Below are 20844 nucleotides of genomic sequence, written 5' to 3'. Positions count from 1 at the left end.
CCCCACGATCTGCTCTCCCCGCCCCTGCTGCTGGCCTGCATCGCCCTCATCGTCGGTATCGCCGCCTTCGCCCACGGGGTCATCGGCGTCGGTTTCCCCCTCATCACCACGCCCTGCATCGCCCTCCTCACCGACCTCAAGACGGCGGTGCTGATCACGGTGCTGCCCAACATCCTGCTCAACATCCTCTCCATCCTGCGCGGCGGCAACTGGCGGAACAGCCTGCTCAAGCACTGGCGCCTGGCCGCCTACGTGCTGCTGGGCAGCCTGGTGGGCACCCAGCTGCTGATCGGCCTGCCGGCCGAGCCCCTGAAGCTGGCCCTGGCCCTGATGATGCTGGTCTCCATCAACCTCAACCGCCTGAAGAAGCTCGACTGGTCCTTCCTGCGCCGCCACCGCCGCACCTCGGAAGCGGCCTTCGGCCTCATCGGCGGCATTCTCTCGGGCACCGTCAATGTCTCGGTGCCGCCCCTGGCCATCTACTTCATCGGCCTGGACCTTTCCCCCGTGGCCACGGTGCAGCTGTTCAACCTCTGCTTCATCGTCGGCAAGCTGACCCAGGCCGGGACCCTGGCCGCCCACGGCGAATTCACCGCCGCCATCCTGTGGCAAAGCGCCGGTCTCACCGTGCTGGCCGTGGCCTGTCTCATTCCCGGCATGCGCATCCAGTCCCGCATGGACGCCTCCACCTACCGGCGCTGGCTCAACCACACCCTGCTGCTGATGGCCGTCCTCATGCTGGTCCAGGTCGGCCTGGCCTGGGCCCGCTAGGCATCGCCAGGACCCGGGCAGCACGCCGGCCGGGGCTCCGCTAGAATGGCGTGCAGCCAGGGGCGCCCATTTCCAGGGGCACCCCTCGCCCAAGCGCATCCAGGGCCGACCGCCGGCAATGCCGGCTCCCCATGCCCGCCCCATGCGCCGTTCAGACCCGTGCCCTCCCCTCACCTGGTGCCCCGGTATGCAACTGCGATTCGCCTCCGTCCTGCTGCTGTTCCTCGCCGGCTGTACCGCCCTGGTGCGCCACGACCTGGATCAACGCTTCGGCCCCGCCGATGGGGGCCGCTACAATGCGCCCCGGCCCGGCGCCATCTCCTTCCAGCAGCAGGTGCGGCCCATCCTGGACAGCCGCTGCGTCGTCTGCCACTCCTGCTACGACGCCCCCTGCCAGATCAAGCTGGGCTCCTGGGAAGGCGTGGCCCGGGGCAGCAGCAAGATCGAGGTCTATAACGGCACCCGCCTGCGGGAGGAGTCGCCGACCCGCCTCTTCATCGATGCCGAGAAAGCCTCCCAGTGGCGCGAAAAGGGCTTCCACCCGATCCTCAACGAGCGGGGCGACACTCCTGCCGCCGCCCTCCAGGCCAGTCTCCTGGCCCGGGCCCTGGACCTCAAGGCGGCCCATCCCCTGGTGCCCGACCAGCCGGTGGCCGGGGACATCGACTTTTCCCTGGCGCGCCAGCAGTCCTGCCCGGCCATCGAGGAATACGACGCCCTGGAACGGCGCAATCCGGGCTGGGGCATGCCCTTCGGCCTGCCGGCCCTGGCGCCGGCGGAAGTGGCCCTGCTGAAGAAATGGCTGCAGCAGGGCGCCCCCGCCGAAGGCCCCCAGCCCCTGACGCCAGCCCTCCAGGCCCAGGTGGATGCCTGGGAGCGCTTCCTCAACGGTGCCGACCTCAAGACCCGGCTCATGGCCCGCTATCTCTACGAGCACCTGTTCCTTGCCAACCTCTACTTCGAGGGCGCCGCCGAAGGTAGCAACGGCCCCCGCTACTTCCGCCTGGTGCGCTCCCGCAGCGCCCCGGGGGAGGCAGTGCAGGAAATCGCCACCCGGCGCCCCTTCGACGATCCAGAGGTGGAACACTTCCACTACCGCCTGCGCCCGGTGGAAGAGACCATCGTCGCCAAGAACCACATGCCCTACGCCCTCGGCCCGGGGCGCATGGCCCGCTGGCGCGAACTGTTCCTGCAGCCCGCCTACCGGGTGGAGCGCCTGCCGGGCTACGCGCCGGAAGTGGCGGCCAATCCCTTCCTTGCCTTCCGCGACATCCCGGTCCGCGCCCGCTATCAGTTCCTCCTGGACGAGGCCCAGTTCACCGTGATGGGCTTCATCAAGGGCCCGGTGTGCCGGGGCCAGACGGCCCTCAACGTCATCGACGACCATTTCTGGGTCTTCTTCCAGAACCCGGACAGCGTCTCCGAATCCGACGAAGCCTTTCTCCTGCGGGAAAGCCGCAACCTCAGCCTGCCGGCGGAAAAGGGCAGCGAGACGCCGATCCTCACCCCCTGGATGCGCTACAGCGCCCAGGAGACCCGCTATCTCCAGGCCAAGTCCCGCTACTACGAGCAGCGCTTCGACAGCCCGGCCAAGGTCAATCTCAACCTGATCTGGGACGGCGGCGGCCGCAACGACAATGCCGCCCTCACCATCTACCGCCACTTCGACAGCGCCACGGTACTGAAGGGGCTGGTGGGCGAAAAGCCCAAGACCGCCTGGGTCCTCAGCTACCCCCTGCTGGAGCGCATCCACTACCTGCTGGTGGCGGGCTACGACGTCTTCGGCAATATCGGCCACCAGCTGACGACGCGGCTGTACATGGATTTCCTGCGCATGGAGGGGGAATCCCAGTTCCTCATGCTGCTGCCCCGGGAGGCCCGCATCCGGGTGCGGGACCACTGGTACCGGGACGTCAATGGCGACACCCGGGAACGGGTCTACGGCAGCATCGCCCGCTTCGACCAGGAAAGCGGCATCGCCTACCAGGAGCGGGAGCAGCCCGAGCGCGAACTGCTGCAACGTCTGCAACAGCGCTTGCAGCCGGTGCTGCCGCGGCAGCACCTTCTCGACACCCTGCCCGATGCGGCCCTGCAGACCAATCTGCAGAATCTGGCCCGGGTCGCCGGCAAGGCCCTGGCCTGGCTGCCGGAAAGCAGCCTGCTGCTGGTGGAGGAAGCGGGACGCCCGCCCCGGATCTTCACCCTGCTGCGCAACACGGGCCACCGCAACGTCACCTACGTGCTCATCGAAAAGCTGGCCATCGCCCCGGAAGAACACAGCCTGGACGTGCTGCCCGGCATCGCCACCGCCTATCCCAACGCTTTCTACCGGGTGCCCCGCGCCAGCCTGGGCTCCTTCGCCCGGGACCTGGCGGCCCTGGCCTCGGAACGGGACTACACCCGCTTCATGGACACCTACGGCCTGCGCCGCAGCAGCCCGGCCTTCTGGGCCCTGAGCGACTATGTCAATGGGGAATACCGGCGCCAGGCCCCCGTCGAGGCCGGCTGGCTGGACTACAACCGGCTGGAGAACCGCTAATCCAGGCCATCGGCAGGGAGGGTGGAAAAAGAAAAAGCCGCCCGAGGGCGGCTTTTTGATTGGCGGCTACCTGGAGGGTCAGGCGGCCTTGCCCACCGGGCGGACCAGATCGGCCGGATGCAGCACGGCGTCGGACACGGCTTCGGGCTCGTCGGCCTCTTCCACCGTTTCGCCGTTCAGCACCCGGGTCATGCGGTCGGTGTTGAGGGCGTTTTCCCACTTGGAGACGACGATGGTGGCGACGCCGTTGCCGATCAGGTTGGTGATGGCGCGGGCTTCGGACATGAAGCGGTCCACCCCCAGCAGCAGGGCCAGACCTTCCACCGGCAGCTTGCCGCCCAGGGTGGCCAGGGTAGCCGCCAGGGTGATGAAGCCGCCGCCGGTCACGGCCGCCGCGCCCTTGGAGGTCAGCAGCAGCACGCCGAGGATGGTCAGCTGCTCGGTCAGGGTCAGGGGCACGTTGAGGGCCTGGGCGATGAAGATGGCCGCCATGGTCAGGTAGATGGAGGTGCCGTCCAGGTTGAAGGAGTAGCCGGTGGGAATGACCATGCCGACCACGGGCTTGTGGCAGCCCAGGTTTTCCAGCTTGGTCATCATGCGCGGCAGGGCGGACTCGGAGGAGGAGGTGCCGAGCACGATGAGCAGCTCTTCCTTGATGTAGGCCAGGAACTTGAGCAGGGAGAAGCCGGTGAACTTGGCGATCAGGCCCAGCACCACGAAGACGAACAGGGCGCAGGTGATGTACACATTGGCCATGAGGAAGCCCAGCTGCTTCAGGGAGCCGATGCCGTACTTGCCGATGGTGAAGGCCATGGCACCGAAGGCGCCGATGGGGGCGAAGTGCATGATCATGCCGATGACGCCGAAGAGGCCGTGGGAGAACTCGTCGAGAATCTTCACCAGGGGCTTGGCCTTGTCGCCCAGGCGGGACAGGGCCAGGCCGAAGAGCACGGAGAACAGCAGCACCTGCAGGATTTCACCCTTGGCGAAGGCATCCACCACGCTGTTGGGGATGATGTTCATGAGGAAATCGGTGGTGCTCTGGTTATGGGCCGCCGCGGCGTAGTTGGCGATGGCCTTGGTATCCAGGGTGGCCGGATCCACGTTCATGCCGGCGCCCGGCTGCAGGATGTTCACCACGATCAGGCCGATGGCCAGGGCCACGGTGGACACCACTTCAAAGTAGATCAGGGCCTTCAGGCCGACCCGGCCCACTTCCTTCATGTCGCCCATCTTGGCGATGCCGACCACCACGGTGGCGAAGATGATCGGGGCGATCATCATCTTGATCAGCTTGATGAAGGCGTCGCCCAGGGGCTTCATGGTGGCGCCCGTTTCCGGGAAGAAGGCGCCGAGGGCAACCCCCAGGGCAATGGCGAACAGCACCTGCACATACAGGCGCTTGTAGAAAGGCTTGTGAGACATGGTCACTCCTGCTGATTGAGATGGCTCCCGGGGTTTCCGTACGGACCCCGATGTAGTTATGGGGGCGCATTCTCTGCCCCTGAAGCCGGGGTCGCCATTGTGGTTATCCGTTAGCTGCAGCGCAGCATGAAGCCGCGGAGAGGCAAACGGGACGCACCTCCTGGGGTACTATTGCGCTTTATGAAACGACTTTCCGCTCCTTCCTCGGGCAGCGTCCTGCAATGGCCCCGCTGGACCCTGCTGATGCCCAAGCTGGCGGTGGGGCTGCTGGTCATTTCCCTGGTCAGCCTGCTGTGGCTCCTGCACCGCAACGAGGTGGAGGAGCAACGGGCCACCCTCATCGCCGACATCCTCTGGCTGGAACAGAATTTCCGCTTCCACATGTCGGGCAACGAGGACCAGCTCAACCGTACCGGCCTCGACATGGGCAGCGCCGCCAAGGGCGGCACGCCGGCGACGGTGTTCCAGGTGCAGGCCCAGCACATCGTCAAGAACAACCCGGAAGTGGAACAGGTGATCTGGCTCGACGCCGGCGGCAACCTGGTCCAGGCCTACCCCAACCGCATCCCCGACCGGCAGGAGCTGGACATCTTCGGCGGCCCCATCACCCGGGACGCCTTCGACTTCGCCCGCAAGCTGGGCAAGGCCACCTACACCGACCCCTACCGGGCCGCCGGCGGCAACAGCCAGATCGACCTGTTCGTGCCCATCTACCGCCAGGGCGACTTCGCCGGCATGCTGGTGATGGCCTATTCCCTCAAGTCCATGCTCAACCACCTGGTGCCCTGGTGGTTTGCCGAGAAATACCAGCTGCGCATCCTGGACGACGGCGGTGCGGTGCTGGCCAGCAAGTCCAACATCCAGGGCGAGCCCGGGCTGGCCTACGAGCTGCCCTTCGACCCGCCGGGCCACGGCCTCATGCTGCAGGGCATCGCCTACCGCAACGCCGGCAACCCGGCCCAACTGGTCCTGGCCGGCGCCATTGTGGTCCTGGCCATCGGCGTCTTCTGGAGCCTTTTCGCCATCCGCGGCCTGATCAAGAAGCGCCTGGCGGCGGAACAGGCCCTGCGCGACGAGCATGCCTTCCGCCAGGCCATGGAGGATTCCATGATCATCGGCATGCGGGCCCGGGACATGGACGGCCGCATCACCTACGTGAACCCGGCCTTCTGCCGCATGAGCGGCTACCGGGCCGACGAACTGGTGGGCCACAGCCCGCCCCTGCCCTACTGGAACCCGGACAGCCTGGACACCCACGAGGAGCAGAACGCCCTGGTGCTCACCGGCCACGCCCCCAACGAGGGCTTCGAGGCCAGCATCCGCCACCGGGACGGCCACATCGTGAACACCATGGTGTACGCCACGCCCCTGATCGACGCCCACGGCAAGCAGACCGGCTGGATCAGTTCGGTGGTGGACATCTCGGAGCGGAAGAAGGCCCAGGCCCTGCAGCGGCAGCAGCAGGAGAAACTGGAACAGACGGCGCGCCTGGTGACCATGGGGGAAATGGCCTCCACCCTGGCCCACGAACTGAACCAGCCCCTCTCCGCCATCGCCAGCTACACCACCGGCTGCCTCAACCGCCTGGAGGCGGGGGACTACACCCGGGAGGAAATCTCCGGCGCCCTCAACAAGCTGGCCCTGCAGGCCCAGCGGGCCGGCCGCATCATCCGCCGGGTGCACGACTTCGTGCGGCGGCGGGAGCCCCAGCGGGTCATCTGCCACCTGGAAGAGGTGATCGAGGACAGCATCGCCTTCATCGAGCCCCTGGCGCGCAAGCAGCAGGTGCACATGCTACGCCTGGTGCCGGCCCACCTGCCCAAGCTGCTGGCCGACCCGGTACTGCTGGGCCAGGTGCTGATCAACCTGATGCGCAACGGCATCGACGCCATGGCCGCCACCCCGCCGGAGCGGCGCCAGCTCATCGTCGAGGCCCAGCTGCTGGGCGACCAGGTGGAAGTGTGCATCGCCGACCGGGGCTGCGGCATTCCCCCGGAAGTGGCGGAAAAGCTCTTTTCCCCCTTCTTCACCACCAAGACGGAAGGCATGGGCATGGGCCTCAACATCTGCCGTTCCGTCATAGAATTCCACGGCGGCCGCCTCTGGTTCGAACCGGGGGCCGAAGGCGGCACCGTATTCATCTTCACCCTGCCCCTCGACTGGGAGTAAGCCGTGAGCCCCAAAGCCCACATCATCGACGACGACGAAGCCATCCGCGACGCCCTTTCCTGGCTGCTGCAGTCCCGCGGCGTCGCCAGCGCCACTTGGCCCAGCGCCGAAGCCTTCCTGGAGGCCTGGAACGCCTCCGGCGAAAGCCTGCAGGGCTGCCTGCTGCTGGACATCCGCATGGACGGCATGAGCGGCCTGGAACTGTTCGAGCACCTGCAGGGCAAGGGCCTCAAGCTGCCGGTGATCTTCCTCACCGGCCACGGCGACGTACCCATGGCCGTCTCCTCCCTGAAGAAGGGCGCCTTCGATTTCGTCGAAAAGCCCTTCAACGACAACGAACTGGTGAACCGGGTCATCGAGGCCATGGATGCGGACGCCCGCAACCAGGAAAAGCAGGCCATCAGCGCCTCCGTCCAGTCCCGCCTGGACACCCTCACCACCCGGGAGCGGCAGATCATGGAACTGATCCTGGTGGGCAAGTTCAATAAGGTCATCGCCGACGAACTGCAGATCAGCATGCGCACGGTGGAAGTGCACCGGGCCCACCTGTTCGAGAAGATGGGCGTGCGCACCGCCGTGGAACTGGCCCAACTGCTCAGACCCTGAGGTATTCCGTCATGAAACCGCCCGCTCCCGCCGCCCCCTCCCCCAATGGACAGGCCGGCCTGGTGGCCGGGCTCTACGGCCTTCTGGCGGCCCTCTGGATCGCCCTCTCGGACCGGCTGGCGGCCCTGGTGGCGGGCGACACGGCCCAGCTGACCCTGATCCAGAACTACAAGGGCTGGGCCTTCGTCGCCATCACCTGCACCCTCCTCTTCTTTCTCGTGCGCCGTTCCCTGTCCCGGCTCCAGGGCTCCTACCGGGCCCTGGCGGAAAGCGAGGCCCTCTACGAATCCCTGGTCCAGGTCATGCCCCAGTGCCTCTACCGCATGGACCGGGAAAGCCGCATCACCTTCGCCAACCGGGCCCTGGAACGCCACCTGGGCAAGCCCCGGGAAGCCATCCTGGGCCATTCGCCGCGGGAGGTGTATCCGGCGGATCTGGCGGCCAAGTACCGCCAGGACGACCTGCGGGTGCTGCAGGGCGAGACCCTCAACCTGATCGAGGAAATGGTTTCCCTCGATAGCGAGCAGCGCAAGCGCTACATCGAGATCGTCAAGACGCCCACCTACGCCCCCGACGGCAGCATCAACGGCATCCAAGGCATTTTCTGGGACATCACGGCACGCAAGAGCGCCGAGGAACAGATCGAATACCTGGCCCACCACGATCCCCTCACCGACCTGCCCAACCGGGTGCTGCTGCGCGACCGCTTCCTCCAGGCCCAGGGCCAGGCGGCCCGCAGCGCCAACCGGGTGGCCATCCTGTTCCTCGACCTGGACCACTTCAAGCTGGTGAACGACACCCTGGGCCACCCCATCGGCGACCGCCTGCTGCAGGCCGTGGCCGAGCGCCTGCGCCGCGGCGTGCGGGAGACGGACACCATCAGCCGCCAGGGTGGCGACGAATTCGTCATCGTCCTGCCCGAACTGGCGGACCCGGAAAGCGCCGGCAGCATCGCCGGCAAGCTGATGGAGCAGATGCACGAGCCGGTGCGGGTGAACGGCCACCGCCTCAACGTCACCTTTTCCCTGGGCATCGCCCTCTACCCGGACGACGGCGAGGATTTCGACACCCTGATGAAGAAGGCCGACACGGCCATGTACTCGGCCAAGGAGGCGGGGCGCAACACCCTGCGCTTCTTCACCGCCGCCATGAACGTCGAGGCCGCCGCCCGCCTCAAGCTGCAGAACCGCCTGCAGCGGGCCCTGGAGAAGGAAGAACTGGTGCTGTACTACCAGCCCCAGTTCGACCTGGCCAGCGGCCGCATCCTCGGCGCCGAGGCCCTGCTGCGCTGGCGGGACCCGGAGCGGGGCCTGGTGCCCCCCGGGGAATTCATTCCGGTGGCCGAGGACACGGGCCTCATCGGCCCCATCGGCGAATGGGTCATCGGCGAGGCCTGCCGCGAGCTGCGGTGCTGGCACGAGGCCGGGGCCACGGACCTGACCATGGCGGTCAACCTGTCGCCGGTGCAGTTCCGCCGCAGCCGCCTGGTGGAAATCGCCGCCCGGGCCCTGCAGGAAAACCGCCTGCCGGCCGAGTGCCTGGAATTCGAGCTGACCGAGTCCCTGCTGATCCGGGAGGATGCGGCCATCCTGGAAACCCTCACCGCCCTCAAGGGCCTGGGGGTGAAGCTGTCCATCGACGATTTCGGCACCGGCTATTCCAGCCTGGCCTACCTGAAGCGCTTCAACGTGGACAAGCTGAAGATCGACCAGAGCTTCATCCGCGAGCTGTGCAGCAATCCGGACGACGAAGCCATCGTCAGCGCCGTCATCACCATGGCCCGCCAGCTGCGCCTGCGCACCGTCGCCGAAGGGGTGGAAAACGCCGAGCAGGCCACCATGCTGCGCCGCTTCGACTGCGACGAGGTGCAGGGATTCCTCTTCGGCCGCCCCATGCCCGCCGCCGACTTCCAGGCCCTCCTGGGCCACCGCTGAACACCTTGCGGGGCCGCCCCGGCCTCCAAGCCCCCACCGCACCGCGCCGCGTCCTGGCGGCCCCGGTCGGCCACCTCACAGGCGCCTTGGTGTTCTGAAGCCGAAGAATCGCGCGGCGACGAAATGTCGCCAACGATTGCGCGACTTCTATTTGAGAATAATTCCCATCCAAAGTATATTAGCGGCCGTTCTTGCGCCTCCGCTTCGGAGCCCGCCGGAAGCCGCAGCCGTACTACGCGCCTCATCGGCTATGGCGCGGGTCCCCATTTTCGATTCGCAACCCCACTCCCAATCACATACAAAAAAATCATGTCTGTCAGCCTGAAACTGAAGCCGCTCGCTGCGGCCGTACTGCTACTCGGCACAAGTCACTGTGTCCTGGCCGATGAACCTTCCCTGACCCTGTCTGAAATCAATGTGGTGGGACGCAGCGAAGGGCAGGACTACTACAGCGACGAGGCCGGCGTGGCCCGTTCCGAGACGCCCCTGCGGGAAGTCCCCCAGTCGGTGCGGGTCGTTCCCCGCCAGGCCATCGACGACATCGGGGCGGTACGCCTCGAGGAAGCCTACGACTATGTCAGCGGCGTCAATCGCCAGAACAGCTTTGGCGGCCTGTGGGACAACTTCTCCATCCGCGGCTTTGCCGGCAACCCGGACACGGGAGCCAATTTCCTGCGCAACGGCTTTGCCGGGAACCGGGGCTACAACGCTCCCCGGGACATGGCCAACGTGGAACGGCTGGAAGTGATCAAGGGCCCCGCATCGGCCCTGTACGGCGGCAGCGAACCCGGGGGCATCCTCAACATCGTCACCAAGAAGCCCCAGTTCAAATCCGGCCACGCCCTGGAAATGTATGTCGGCAGCTACGACACCTACCGGACGACCCTCGATTCCACCGGCCCCATCAGCGACACCCTGGCCTACCGGCTTAACCTGGCCTATGAGGACAAAGGCAGTTTCCGCGAGCAGGTGGACAGCCAGCGCTACTTGGTGGCGCCCTCCTTCACCTGGCTCCTGGGCGCCGGCACCATCGTCAATTACGACCTGGAACTGCTGCGCCAGAAGGCGCCCATGGACCGGGGGGTGATCGCGGTCAATGGCAAGGTGGGCAGCATTCCCCGGGAGCGCTTCCTGGGAGAGCCGGGAGACGGTGACATCACCATCGACAATAAGACCCACCATCTGACGGTGGAACATGAACTGGCCGATGCCTGGAAAGCCAAGTTTGGTCTGGCCTACCGCACCACCAGCCTGGAAGGCTATTCCACCGAGGCCAGCCCCCGCACTGCCGGCAGCATCCGCTGGACCAGCGCCGGCGCTCCCGTCATCGAGCGGGAGCGGCGCTACCGGGACTACAGTTCCAACGACCTGTCGTTCCAGGGCGAAATCCTCGGCAAATTCAGCACCGGCTGGCTCCAGCATGAAGTGCTGACCGGCTTGGACAGCTACCGTTTCGAACTGGACCAGCTGATGCGGCGGGGCCGCTCCACCACCACCTACGGCCTGGATGTGCTCAACCCCGTCTATGGACAGACGCCGCTGGCCCTGACCGCCACGCCCACCAACACCCTGGAAACCCAGCACGCCACCGGCTTCTTCCTGCAGGACCAGATGAGCCTGGCGGAACGCTGGCGCCTGCTGCTGGGCCTGCGCCACGACCGCTTCCGGCAGGAAATCCTCAACCGGAACACGGGTATCAGCACCTCCCAGGAACACAGCGTCACCACCCCCCGCGTCGGCCTGACCTGGCTGGCCACCCCCACCCTGTCCGCCTATGTCCTGGCCAGTGAATCCTTCCGCGCCAACAACGGCGTCGATGCGGCCAGCCAGTCCTTTGCGCCGGAACGGGGCGAGTCCAGGGAAGCCGGCCTCAAATACGAATCGCCCGACAAGCGCTACGGCGGCACCCTGGCCCTGTTCGAGATCGACAAGAAGAACGTGCTGACCAACGACCCGGCCAATGCGGGTTACGCCATCGCCGCCGGCGAGGCCCGCAGCCGCGGCCTGGAATTCGATTTCTCCGGACAACTGACCAGCAAGGTGCGGGTGCTGGCCAACTACGCCCATATCGATGCCGAGATCACCAAGGACAGCAACGCCGCCCTGGTCGGCGCCCGGTTGATCAACGTGCCGAAAAACAGCGGCAGCGTGCTGGCCATGTATGAAGACGGCCTGGCCGGCGGCCGCTACGGCCTTGGCGCCGGCGCCACCTATGTGGGCAAGCGGGCCGGCAATTCCATTGACAGCTTCGAACTGCCCAGCTACACCACCATGCGGGCCATGGCCTACTGGAAGCCGAGCAAGACCCTGCGCTTCTCCCTGGATATCGACAACCTGTTCGACAAGACCTACTACGCCAGTTCCTACGACGTGTACTGGGTGACGCCGGGCGCGCCCCGCACCGTGACCCTGGGCATGCAGGCCAAGTTCTGATGCCCGGCGGAAATCAGCGCATCAACGCCATCGACGCCCTGCGGGGCCTGGTCATGGCGCTGATGGTGGTGGACCACGTGCGGGAGTTCTTTTTCCTGCACCAGCAGGTCGCCGACCCGATGGACCTGCACACCACCTCGCCCGGGCTGTTCTTCACCCGCTTCGCCAGCCACTTCTGCGCCCCGGTCTTCGTTTTTCTCACCGGGCTTGGCGCCTGGTGCTACGGGCAACGGCACCTTGGCGCCGGCGGCGATCCCCGGCGCGCCGCCAGCGCCTTCCTGGCCAAGCGCGGCCTCTTCCTGGTGCTGCTGGAGCTGAGCCTGATCAACTTCGCCTGGACCTTCGCCTTCCCCCCCAGGATGCTCTATCTGCAGGTGATCTGGGCCATCGGCCTGTCCATGCTGGCTCTGGCCGCCCTGCTGTGGCTGCCCCGGGCGGGACAACTGGCCCTGGGGCTCCTCATCATCGTCGGCCACAACCTGCTCGACAGCCTGCACTTCCCTCCGGGCACGGCAGCCCATGCCGTGTGGGCCGTCCTGCACGACCGCGCCATCATCGAACTGGCCCCCGGACTGGCGGCCCGCACCTCCTACCCGGTCCTGCCCTGGATCGGCGTCATCCTGCTGGGTTACGGGCTGGGGCCCTGGTTTGCCCAGGGCAGTGCGCCGGAGCAACGCCGGCGCCGCCTTGCCCTGGCGGGCCTGGGTGCCCTCGCCCTGTTCGTCCTGCTGCGGGGGCTGGGTGGCTACGGGGACCATCCCCTGGCCGGCGCCGGAACGGGCCTGGCCACCCTAATGGACTGGCTGAACCTGACCAAATATCCGCCCTCCCTGCTGTTCCTGCTGCTGACCCTGGGGAGCGGACTGCTCGGGCTGGCCGTCCTGGAACGACACTCCTGGAATTTCCTGGCGGTGCTGGGGCGGGTGCCGATGTTCTTCTACGTCGTCCATCTCTACGCCCTGCATCTGCTCAATCTGCTCTGCCTGGCGCTGTGGGGCCCCACCCAGGGCGAGCGCTACGGCTTCGGGCAGGTCTGGCAGATCTGGGGCCTGGCCCTGCTGTCGGTCCCGGCCCTGTATCCCCTGTGCCGGCGTTTTGCCGACTACAAACGCCGGCATCCCGGCGGCTGGCTGTCCTACTTCTGACCCTCTTCTCCGGCGCCCCCGTCTTACGGCGCCGGAGCACCCGGCGAACCCCCGGCCCCCTCTTCACCGGTCCCGGCAGCAGCCACCTCGATGCGGTTGCGGCCGTTGGCCTTGGCCAGGTACATGGCGTTGTCGGCCCGGGACAGGAGACAGTCCAGGTTGGTGTCGGCTGCTTCCAGGGCGGCGACGCCGATGCTCACCGTCACCGGCGGCAGCTGGGCCGGGCCTTCGGCGGTGGTCAGACGGATGCGCTCGGCCACCTGGCGGGCTTGTTCCAGGTCCGCATCGGGCAGCAGCACCACGAACTCCTCGCCGCCGTAGCGGCCGAAATGCTCACCCCGGCGCAGCACGGCACCGACCCGCTGGACGAAGCCCTGCAGCACCAGGTCGCCGGCCTGGTGGCCGTAGGTGTCGTTGATCTTCTTGAAGAAATCCAGGTCCAGCATGAGCAGGCAGAGGGCGCGGCCGTGGCGCCGGGCCCGGGCCATCTCCCACTCGCACACTTCGACGAAGGCCCGGCGGTTGAGAATCTGGGTCAGGGAGTCGTGGCTGGAGAGATATTCCAGTTCGCCCCGCAGGCGGTCCGTCGCCAGCAGCACGTACCCCACGGTGATCATCAGGGTGCAGATGGGGTAGGCGGTGAGATAGACCACCTGGATCGGCGTCTGCTCCAGGAAATCGCTGCCCAGGCCGGGCACCAGGGCGCTGCTGCCGCGCAGCAGCAACACGCCGATCTGGGCCAGCAGCACCAGGCAGAAGAAGCGGCTGATGAAGCCGGGGCGCCCGTAGCGGAACACCACCAGCAGCTGCCGCCCGTAGAACAGGGGCAGGCTGAGGCCGGCCACCGCCAGGCGGGCGTTGGTATCCGGCTGCACCAGCAGGAACCAGGTGAGCAGCCCCAGCCCGACGCCGCTGACCAGGGCCTGGAAGCGCCAGGAAGGCTGGCGCTGGTAGAACAGCTCGGTGCCGCTGAGCCAGAGGGAAAGGGCGGTGTACAGCAGCAGGCTGGCCAGGAGCACGGAAAGCGCATCGGGGATCAGCCCGCGCAGGCCGAACAGCAGGCCGGAAAAGACGCCCACCAGGGTGCCGCCGGCCCAGTGGCCGATGCCCCGGATGCGCTGGGGGAAACTGCGGGTGACGAAGAACAGCACCACGGCCATGAGGGCGGTCATGAAACCGGCCAGGAGGATGACGGTGCGCAGGTCAATATGGGGCATCGGGATCGTCGCAGGGCAATGGTGACAGTGACAGGCTGGCGCTCTCGGCCGGCCGCCACTCGGGCAGCCAGCCGGGTGCGTCGGCCCGGGCCAGGCAGTCGGCGGCGATGCCGATGCCGGGCACCCAGGCCAGGGTCTGGCCGACCCACAGCAGGGGCAGGCGCTGCCGCTGCCAGGGCGGAATGTCCGCTTCCTGCAGCAGCTTTTTCAGGGGACGCCGGGGCCGTCCCGGCAGCTGCATGGTTTCGCCGCCCTGACGTAGGCGGAAGCGGGCAGCCTCGCCGCACAGAGCGAGGGCCACGCCCTGGCCGATCACCTCCCGCCCGCCGATGCTGCCGAAGGCCCAGGGGACAGGCATGACGAAGGGGCCTGCCGGCTCCGCCAGGGAAGACGGGGGTTGCAGGGGCTCATGGTCCAGGAACACCGTTCCGCGCCACAAGCGGACCACCCACTCGCTACAGCGCCATTCCACCTGGCGGTCAGGCCGGGGGCAGGCCAGCTGCTGCCACAGTTCCGCCAGGGCCCGGGCCTCGGGCATGGGGGCGCCATGACGGCGCAGCCAGCAGCGCAGCAGGTTGCGCCCCCGGGCACTGGAGAGGCCGGCCAGGGCCGCCTGCTGCAGGCGGGAGCCGACGGCGGCCTTGGCCAGATCCTGGGCCGCCAGTTCCTCCAGCAGGTCCTCCGCCTCCCCCGCCAGCACCGCCGCCCGGCCGAGGCTGACGGCGGCGGGAAAGCGGGACTGCAGCAGGGGCAGGGCCTCATGCCGCAGGAAATTGCGGGCGTAGGCCCGGTCGCCGTTGCTCTCGTCCTCGATCCAGCCCAGTCCCTCGGCCGCCAGCCAGGCTTCCAGTTCGGCCCGGGAGGTTTCCAGCAGGGGACGCAGCAACGGCAGGGGCCCATGGCCCGGACGCGACAGCAGGCGCCGCCCCGGCATGGCCGCCAGGCCCCGCAGGCCGCTGCCCCGCAGCAGGTTGAAGAGCAGGGTTTCGGCCTGGTCGTCCCGGTGGTGGGCCAGGATCAGGGCATCGGCCGTAAGGCCGGCGAAGACCTGGTAGCGGGCGGCCCGGGCGGTTGCCTCCAGGCCCGCCGGGCGGGCCTCGGGCAGGCTGACCCGGTGCACCTGCAGGGGCACGCCGAGGCGAGCGCAGAGGTCGCCGCAAAAGGCGGCCCAGGCATCGGCATGGGGCGACAGGCCGTGGTGCACATGCACCGCCTGCAGACGCCAGCCCCGCGCCGGCGCCTGGGCAGCCAGGGCCGCCAGCAGGGCGACGGAATCCCGGCCGCCGGAGAGGCCGACGGCAAGGACGGGCGTAGTGGAAAGGGGGGAAGCGGGAAGAACGGAATGGGGATCGGCCGCCGCCAGCAACCGGGCCAGGCGGTCGGCGATCCGCCGGGGCAGGTCAGGAGACCGGCTGTTCCTTGAAGCGGCCATAGGACATGAGCCGCTCGTAGCGGGCCGCCAGCAGTTCTTGGGTAGACAGGCCGGAAACGCCCTTGAGCGCGTCCTGCAGGGCCTTCTTCAGGTTCTGGGCCATGGCGCCGTGATCCCGGTGGGCGCCGCCCACGGGTTCGTTGACGATCTTGTCGATGAGGCCCAGGGTCTTCAGGCGGGAAGCGGTGATGCCCATGGTTTCCGCCGCCTCGTTGGCCTTCTCGGCGCTCTTCCACAGGATGGAGGCGCAGCCTTCGGGGGAAATCACGGAATAGGTGGAATACTGCAGCATCTGCACCGTGTCGCCGACGGCGATGGCCAGGGCGCCGCCGGAGCCGCCTTCACCGATGATGGTGACGATGATGGGGGTCTTCAGCTCGGCCATGACGTAGAGGTTACGGCCGATGGCCTCGGACTGGCCCCGCTCCTCGGCGTCGATGCCGGGATAGGCGCCCGGGGTGTCCACGAAGGTGAACACGGGAATCTGGAACTTCTCGGCCAGCTTCATAAGGCGCTCGGCCTTGCGGTAGCCCTCGGGGCGCGGCATGCCGAAGTTGCGGTAGATCTTTTCCTTGGTGTCCCGGCCCTTCTGGTGGCCGATGACGACGCAGGGCTGGCCGTTGAAGCGGGCCAGGCCGCCGACGATGGCCTTGTCGTCGGCAAAGCTGCGGTCCCCGTGCAGTTCCTCGAAGTCGGTGAACAGGCGGGAGACGTAGTCCAGGGTGTAGGGACGCTGGGGATGACGCGCCACCATGGCGGTCTGCCAGGGCGTCAGCTTGGCGTAGATGTCTTTGGTCAGCCCCTGGCTCTTCTTTTCCAGGCGGGCGATTTCTTCCGAGATGTCCACCGCGGAATCGTCCTGCATGAAGCGCAGTTCTTCGATCTTGGTTTCAAGCTCGGCGATGGGCTGTTCGAAGTCGAGGAAAGTGGTTTTCATCGAGATAGGGAAATTTTGGCAGGCGCGTATTCTACCCCAAACCCCCCGGATACTCCCCATTGCCCGGGAAAGGCCGGCGGCGCGGGAGGATGCTCAGGCCGCCGCGCGGGCGGCCAGGCGCACCCCCAGTTCGTCCAGCAGCAGCAGCAGGGCGTCGGAGGAGGCGAACATCTGCCCCAGCAGGGCCATGGTGGCGGGTGCCGCCGGATTCTGCCGCGCCGCCTCCAGGCCCCGGGCCTGCTGCGCCAGTTCCCCCAGCAGGCGGAAGCACTCCCGCACCTGGGCCGGAGCGCCACCCGGCGCCGCAATCATCAGCCACTGGCTGAGGCCGCAGGCATCGAAGGCCGGCAGGGCCGCCTCCGCCCTCTCCGCCAGCCGGGCGGACACCCGCTCGCGCCACTGGCGGTGCTCATGGCGCAGGTGGAACAGCTCGTACAGCCCCTGGTGCCAGGCCAGGCCCTGCAGGGCCGTCCATTCCCGGCGGGCCCGGTAGCCCGCCACCCAGGGCAGGACCGCCTCCGCCGCCATGGGCCGGCCGATGCCGAAGCCCTGGCCGATATGGCAGCCCATGGCCACCAGCAGCATGCCGTGTTCCGGGTCTTCCACCCCTTCGGCCACCAGTTCCCGGCCGAAGACCTGGGCGATCTGCACCACGGCCTGGATGATGGCCGGGTCTTCCCGCTGCTCGAACAGGTTGCGCACGAAGAACTGGTCGATCTTGATGGTGGCGGCAGGCAACTGGTGCAGATAGGCCAGGGAGGAGTAGCCGGTGCCGAAGTCGTCCAGGGCGAAACGCACGCCCATGCCGGCGCAGGCCCGCATCACCTCGCGCACGTGGGCCATGTCATCCAGGATGGAGGACTCGAGAATCTCGATTTCCAGGGAGTCGGCCCGGGCGCCGGGCACGTCGGCCAGGGCATGGCGCACCCGCTCGGGAAAATCGGGCAGCTGCAGGTGGCGGCCGGCGATATTGACGCTGATGCAGGTCTCCAGCCCGGCGCGGCGCCAGGAGACGGCCTGGGCCAGGGCCTCGCGCATGGCCCACTCGCCGAGACGGATGATGAAGTCGCTGCTTTCCACCACCGGCAGGAATTCTCCCGGCGGCACCATGCCCCGCTCCGGATGGAACCAGCGCAGCAGGGCCTCGAAGCCGAGCACCCGGCCGCTGGGCATGTCCACCTTGGGCTGGTAGTACAGCCGCAGTTCCTTGTTCTCCATGGCCAGGTCGAGTCGCCGCAGCATCTCCCGGCGGGCGTGGGTGCGCTTGTCCTGCTCGCCGTCGAAGAGGCGGAAATAGCCCCGGGCCTCCTGCTTGGCCTGGTGCAGGGCCATCTGGGCGTGGCGCACCAGGGTGTCGCCATCCTCAGAATCGGCGGGCAGCAGGGCAATGCCGGCGGAGAAGGTGATTTCCACCGACTCGCCGTCGATTTCCAGGGGCGTGCGGTTGGTCTGCAGGGTGCGCACGATGCGCTCGTCCACATCGTCCCAGCCCCCCAGGTCGGGCAGCAGCAACATGAATTCGTCGCCGGCGATGCGGGCCAGCAGCTCCCCCGGCTGCAGGGATGCGCCGAAGCGCTGCCCCAGGGCCACCAGCACCCGGTTGCCCAGGTCGCTGCCGCGGGCCTCGTTGAAGGCGCGGAAGTCGTCCACATCCAGGTGCACCAGGGCCAGCCAGCGGCCCGTGGCCCGGGCCCGGACCACGGCCTGGTGCAGGGTGTTGTTGAACAGGATTGCGTTGGGCAGGCCGGTGAGCGGGTCGTAGTAGGCCGTCTGCTCCACCCGGTGCAGCACTTCCAGTTCGTAGCTGCGGCACAGGGTGATGGAGCGGCCCAGGCGCTCCAGGATGGGGGAGAACAGCTCCGGCAGGGAAAGACGGGTGGCCGGTCTGGCCGCCCCCAGCAGCAGGATCACCCCCTGCCCCGGCACCGGCAGCCGCAGCACCACCCCCAGGGGCTTGCGCAGGGCCAGGCCGGCCAGCAGCGCCCCGGCCTCGAACAGGGCCGGGCCGCCCTGCACCAGGGCGGCGGGCAGTGCCAGGGATTCGCCCTGGCGCCGGATCAGGTGGTAGTCGCCGATGGCCAGTTCCAGGCGACAGCGGCCGTCGGCCGCCCCCTCTTCCTCCACCAGCCACAGGCCGACGGGGAAGCCGGTGTGGTACATGAAGCGCTGCAGGGTGCGCACCATCAGCGGCGCCACATTGACCTCGCCGCCGATGGTCAGCGCCAGGTCGTAGAGGATGGCCAGGGCCTGTTCGTCGTTTACCGCACCGACCACGAACCGCTCCAGGGAAGACCCACCAGGGTGGCGTTGTGGAACAGGGGGTAGCCGCCGCAGACGGCGGCCCCGATCTCGCCCAGGGAAAGGGCGCCCCACAGCTTGACCGGCCCCAGGCGCCGGGCCAGTTCGGCCAGCTCCCGGTCCATCCCGGCCGGGCCCATGTGCATACGGCGCCCGGCACAGTAGAAGAGCAACAGGTCGGCACCGGAGCGCGGCATGGCGGCCAGGCTGGCGGCCAGCTGGGGCACGCAGCGCTCGGCGCCGCTGCGGGCGTCGAGCAGGGTCAGCACCGAATTGGGCGGAATCTCGCCGACGCAGATGATGCCGCCGCCCTCGTCCAGGGCCACGGGAATGCGCACCAGCACCTCGCCGTCGGCCCGCAGGATGCCGAAGGGGAAATGCACGGCGTAGGTATAGAAGTTGTCCCGGTCGATGCTGACCCCGTACTGGCTGGCCATCATTTCCCCATAGACCTCCAGGGCCGGCCGCCAGTCGATCTGGACGATGCGGTTGCCGCTGGCGGAGGTGGCGGTGATGACCTGTTCGGGCACCTGGAAGCCGTGTTCGAGCACGGCGCCCTGGTGGCCCGGCAGAAGCTGCAGCAGCACGCCGTCGGCGATGCAGCGCTCCTGGTCGAACAGGCAGGGGATGGCAACGAAACGCTCGCTGCCCGCATTGACCCCGGCGTAGTGCACCCGGTCGGCCAGGGCCAGGTACCAGGCATCCAGGTGGGTGGCGATGTTCGGCACCAGGGCATCGAAGATGCAGAACAGGGTGGCCTCGGTATCGTCGTCCAGCTGGGCATCGACATAGGCGGCGAGACGGCTGGCTAGGGGCGCCACCGCCTCGGCCCGGGACACGCCCTCCACCAGCAGGGGCGGCGGCGCTCCGTGCAGGGGCAGCAGCACCACTCCCCGGGGCAAGGCCCCGTCTTCCTGCAGCAGGGCCGGGAAGACCGCCCCGGCCAGACTGACGCCGGCGCTGCGGCAGGCTGCCTGCAGCAGGGGCACGGCCTCGGCGCTGGCCTCGGCCACCAGGGCGAGGACGGAATACCCGGGCAGGCTCTCATGCCAGGCCGCCAGCACGGCCTCCAGGGCCTGGCCGGTCGGGGCTTCCAGATAGCGGGGGGAATCCATGGTGGAAGACGGGAAACGGGAACAATTTGGGGCGCCCATTGTCGCACAGCCCCCCGCAGCCACGGCTGCAATCCATCACGGATCGGCCACCAGCGCCAAATCCATGGCAGAGGAAGGGTTGTTTTGCCGCCCGCCCCGGGGCGAGAATGGCAAAAAAAGGGCGCGGCTTTTCCGCAGTCCCACATTCTCAGGGAAAACTCATATGCAACGATTGCTGGCAACGGCCCTGCTGGCCGCCCTCCTGCCTGCCGCGCCCCTCGGCGCGGCGGAAAACCTGCCGCCGGTGGAAGTGTTCGCCCCGGTGCCCTGCCTGGCCTGCATCGACTGGGCCGAGCACCTGCGGCAAAACGGCTTCAGCGTCACCATGAAGGAAACGGAGGACATGGCGGCCCTGAAAAAGCGCCTGAAAGTCCCCGCCGCGGTGGAGTCGGTGCATACGGCCCGGGTTGCCGGCTACTTCATCGAAGGCCATGTACCGGCCGAGGACATCAAGGAACTGCTCAAGGAAAAGCCCAAGGCCCGGGGCCTGGCAGTGCCAGGCCTGCCCGCCGGGGCGCCGGGACGGGAGGCTTCCAACCCCAGCTGCGAGCGGGGCTGCACGGTGCTCGATTCGACGCCGGAGCAGCGGGAAGTACGGCGGGAGCTGTACGACACCCTGCTGGTGGATCTCAAGGGCCAGACCCGCATCTTCAACCGGCACTAGGCGGGGCCAGGGCCGGTCCGGGGACGGCCTTACGACGGCAACATGGGGGTGCTACACTCAGGGCCACAACACAGGCCCCAGGGCCCCGTATAACCATAGCGCCCCGACCATGCCCGATCC

14 protein-coding genes are annotated in these 20844 nt (G+C 67.8%); 8 read left to right on the top strand and 6 right to left on the bottom strand.

All coding sequences use genetic code 11. The features are described from left to right. Nucleotides 1-771, top strand: a 771-nt coding sequence (locus tag AC1RTA_RS13795; RefSeq protein WP_492785021.1) for a TSUP family transporter, incomplete at its 5' end; no start/stop codon positions are given. Nucleotides 772-958: 187 nt separating this feature from the next. Further along, a complete protein-coding gene (locus tag AC1RTA_RS13790) occupies nucleotides 959-3310 on the top strand; it encodes a fatty acid cis/trans isomerase (RefSeq protein WP_492785020.1) in 2352 nt (783 codons plus the stop codon). A gap of 78 nt (nucleotides 3311-3388) precedes the next feature. On the opposite strand, the gene AC1RTA_RS13785 is transcribed toward AC1RTA_RS13790, so the two are convergent. Next, a complete protein-coding gene (locus AC1RTA_RS13785) occupies nucleotides 3389-4735 on the bottom strand; it encodes a dicarboxylate/amino acid:cation symporter (protein WP_152088901.1) in 1347 nt (448 codons plus the stop codon). Between the two features lie 180 nt (nucleotides 4736-4915). Between AC1RTA_RS13785 and AC1RTA_RS13780 the strand changes: the two genes are divergently transcribed. The 5 genes from AC1RTA_RS13780 to AC1RTA_RS13760 all read left to right on the top strand — a co-directional run bounded on the left by AC1RTA_RS13780 (nucleotide 4916) and on the right by AC1RTA_RS13760 (nucleotide 13022). Then, the gene (locus tag AC1RTA_RS13780) at nucleotides 4916-6904 is read left to right on the top strand and encodes an ATP-binding protein (RefSeq protein WP_492785019.1); all 1989 of its coding nucleotides are present in this window, start codon (nucleotides 4916-4918) and stop codon (nucleotides 6902-6904) included. A 3-nt stretch (nucleotides 6905-6907) separates the two neighbouring features. Beyond that, nucleotides 6908-7510, top strand: a complete 603-nt coding sequence (locus AC1RTA_RS13775) for a response regulator transcription factor (RefSeq protein ID WP_492785018.1) — start codon at nucleotides 6908-6910, stop codon at nucleotides 7508-7510. A gap of 11 nt (nucleotides 7511-7521) precedes the next feature. Continuing rightward, nucleotides 7522-9444, top strand: a complete 1923-nt coding sequence (locus AC1RTA_RS13770; RefSeq protein ID WP_492785017.1) for a putative bifunctional diguanylate cyclase/phosphodiesterase — start codon at nucleotides 7522-7524, stop codon at nucleotides 9442-9444. 309 nt (nucleotides 9445-9753) lie between these two features. Continuing rightward, nucleotides 9754-11877 (top strand): TonB-dependent siderophore receptor, encoded by a 2124-nt coding sequence (locus tag AC1RTA_RS13765; protein WP_492785016.1) that lies wholly within the window; start codon nucleotides 9754-9756, stop codon nucleotides 11875-11877. After that, entirely contained in the window at nucleotides 11877-13022 is a 1146-nt protein-coding gene (locus AC1RTA_RS13760) for an acetyltransferase domain-containing protein (protein ID WP_492785015.1), read from the top strand. Before AC1RTA_RS13765 ends, AC1RTA_RS13760 begins: the two co-directional genes overlap by 1 nt. Nucleotides 13023-13045: 23 nt before the next feature. Here the strand turns inward: AC1RTA_RS13760 and AC1RTA_RS13755 are convergent, their stop codons facing one another. The 5 genes from AC1RTA_RS13755 to AC1RTA_RS13735 all read right to left on the bottom strand — a co-directional run bounded on the left by AC1RTA_RS13755 (nucleotide 13046) and on the right by AC1RTA_RS13735 (nucleotide 20021). Further along, nucleotides 13046-14239, bottom strand: a complete 1194-nt coding sequence (locus AC1RTA_RS13755; RefSeq protein ID WP_492785014.1) for a GGDEF domain-containing protein — start codon at nucleotides 14237-14239, stop codon at nucleotides 13046-13048. After that, entirely contained in the window at nucleotides 14226-15671 is a 1446-nt protein-coding gene (gene tilS, locus AC1RTA_RS13750; RefSeq protein WP_492785013.1) for a tRNA lysidine(34) synthetase TilS, read from the bottom strand. Before tilS ends, AC1RTA_RS13755 begins: the two co-directional genes overlap by 14 nt. After that, complete coding sequence (locus AC1RTA_RS13745; RefSeq protein ID WP_014238178.1) at nucleotides 15640-16608, bottom strand: acetyl-CoA carboxylase carboxyltransferase subunit alpha; 969 nt, start codon at nucleotides 16606-16608, stop codon at nucleotides 15640-15642. Before AC1RTA_RS13745 ends, tilS begins: the two co-directional genes overlap by 32 nt. 93 nt (nucleotides 16609-16701) lie before the next feature. Then, on the bottom strand, nucleotides 16702-18882 hold the full coding sequence (locus tag AC1RTA_RS13740) for a putative bifunctional diguanylate cyclase/phosphodiesterase (protein WP_492785012.1): 2181 nt from the start codon (nucleotides 18880-18882) through the stop codon (nucleotides 16702-16704). Beyond that, entirely contained in the window at nucleotides 18867-20021 is a 1155-nt protein-coding gene (locus AC1RTA_RS13735; RefSeq protein ID WP_492785011.1) for an FIST signal transduction protein, read from the bottom strand. The genes AC1RTA_RS13740 and AC1RTA_RS13735 overlap by 16 nt, the downstream gene beginning before the upstream one ends. Nucleotides 20022-20223: 202 nt before the next feature. On the opposite strand from AC1RTA_RS13735, the gene AC1RTA_RS13730 reads away from it, so the two are divergent. Then, nucleotides 20224-20724: a DUF411 domain-containing protein gene (locus AC1RTA_RS13730; RefSeq protein ID WP_492785010.1), complete on the top strand. Its 501-nt coding sequence runs from the start codon at nucleotides 20224-20226 to the stop codon at nucleotides 20722-20724. Nucleotides 20725-20844: the final 120 nt, after the last annotated feature.

Source organism: Azospira sp. MPR-E4 (assembly GCF_058809645.1).
Note: the sequence above shows the minus strand (reverse complement) of the source record. Positions and strands in the feature narration are given on the sequence as shown.

Coding starts and splice junctions, on each gene's coding strand:
- AC1RTA_RS13790 (WP_492785020.1), top strand. CDS start 959: ATGCAACTGCGATTCGCCTCCGTCCTGCTGCTGTTCCTCGCCGGCTGT.
- AC1RTA_RS13785 (WP_152088901.1), bottom strand. CDS start 4,735: ATGTCTCACAAGCCTTTCTACAAGCGCCTGTATGTGCAGGTGCTGTTC.
- AC1RTA_RS13780 (WP_492785019.1), top strand. CDS start 4,916: ATGAAACGACTTTCCGCTCCTTCCTCGGGCAGCGTCCTGCAATGGCCC.
- AC1RTA_RS13770 (WP_492785017.1), top strand. CDS start 7,522: ATGAAACCGCCCGCTCCCGCCGCCCCCTCCCCCAATGGACAGGCCGGC.
- AC1RTA_RS13765 (WP_492785016.1), top strand. CDS start 9,754: ATGTCTGTCAGCCTGAAACTGAAGCCGCTCGCTGCGGCCGTACTGCTA.
- AC1RTA_RS13760 (WP_492785015.1), top strand. CDS start 11,877: ATGCCCGGCGGAAATCAGCGCATCAACGCCATCGACGCCCTGCGGGGC.
- AC1RTA_RS13755 (WP_492785014.1), bottom strand. CDS start 14,239: ATGCCCCATATTGACCTGCGCACCGTCATCCTCCTGGCCGGTTTCATG.
- tilS (WP_492785013.1), bottom strand. CDS start 15,671: ATGGCCGCTTCAAGGAACAGCCGGTCTCCTGACCTGCCCCGGCGGATC.
- AC1RTA_RS13745 (WP_014238178.1), bottom strand. CDS start 16,608: ATGAAAACCACTTTCCTCGACTTCGAACAGCCCATCGCCGAGCTTGAA.
- AC1RTA_RS13735 (WP_492785011.1), bottom strand. CDS start 20,021: ATGGATTCCCCCCGCTATCTGGAAGCCCCGACCGGCCAGGCCCTGGAG.
- AC1RTA_RS13730 (WP_492785010.1), top strand. CDS start 20,224: ATGCAACGATTGCTGGCAACGGCCCTGCTGGCCGCCCTCCTGCCTGCC.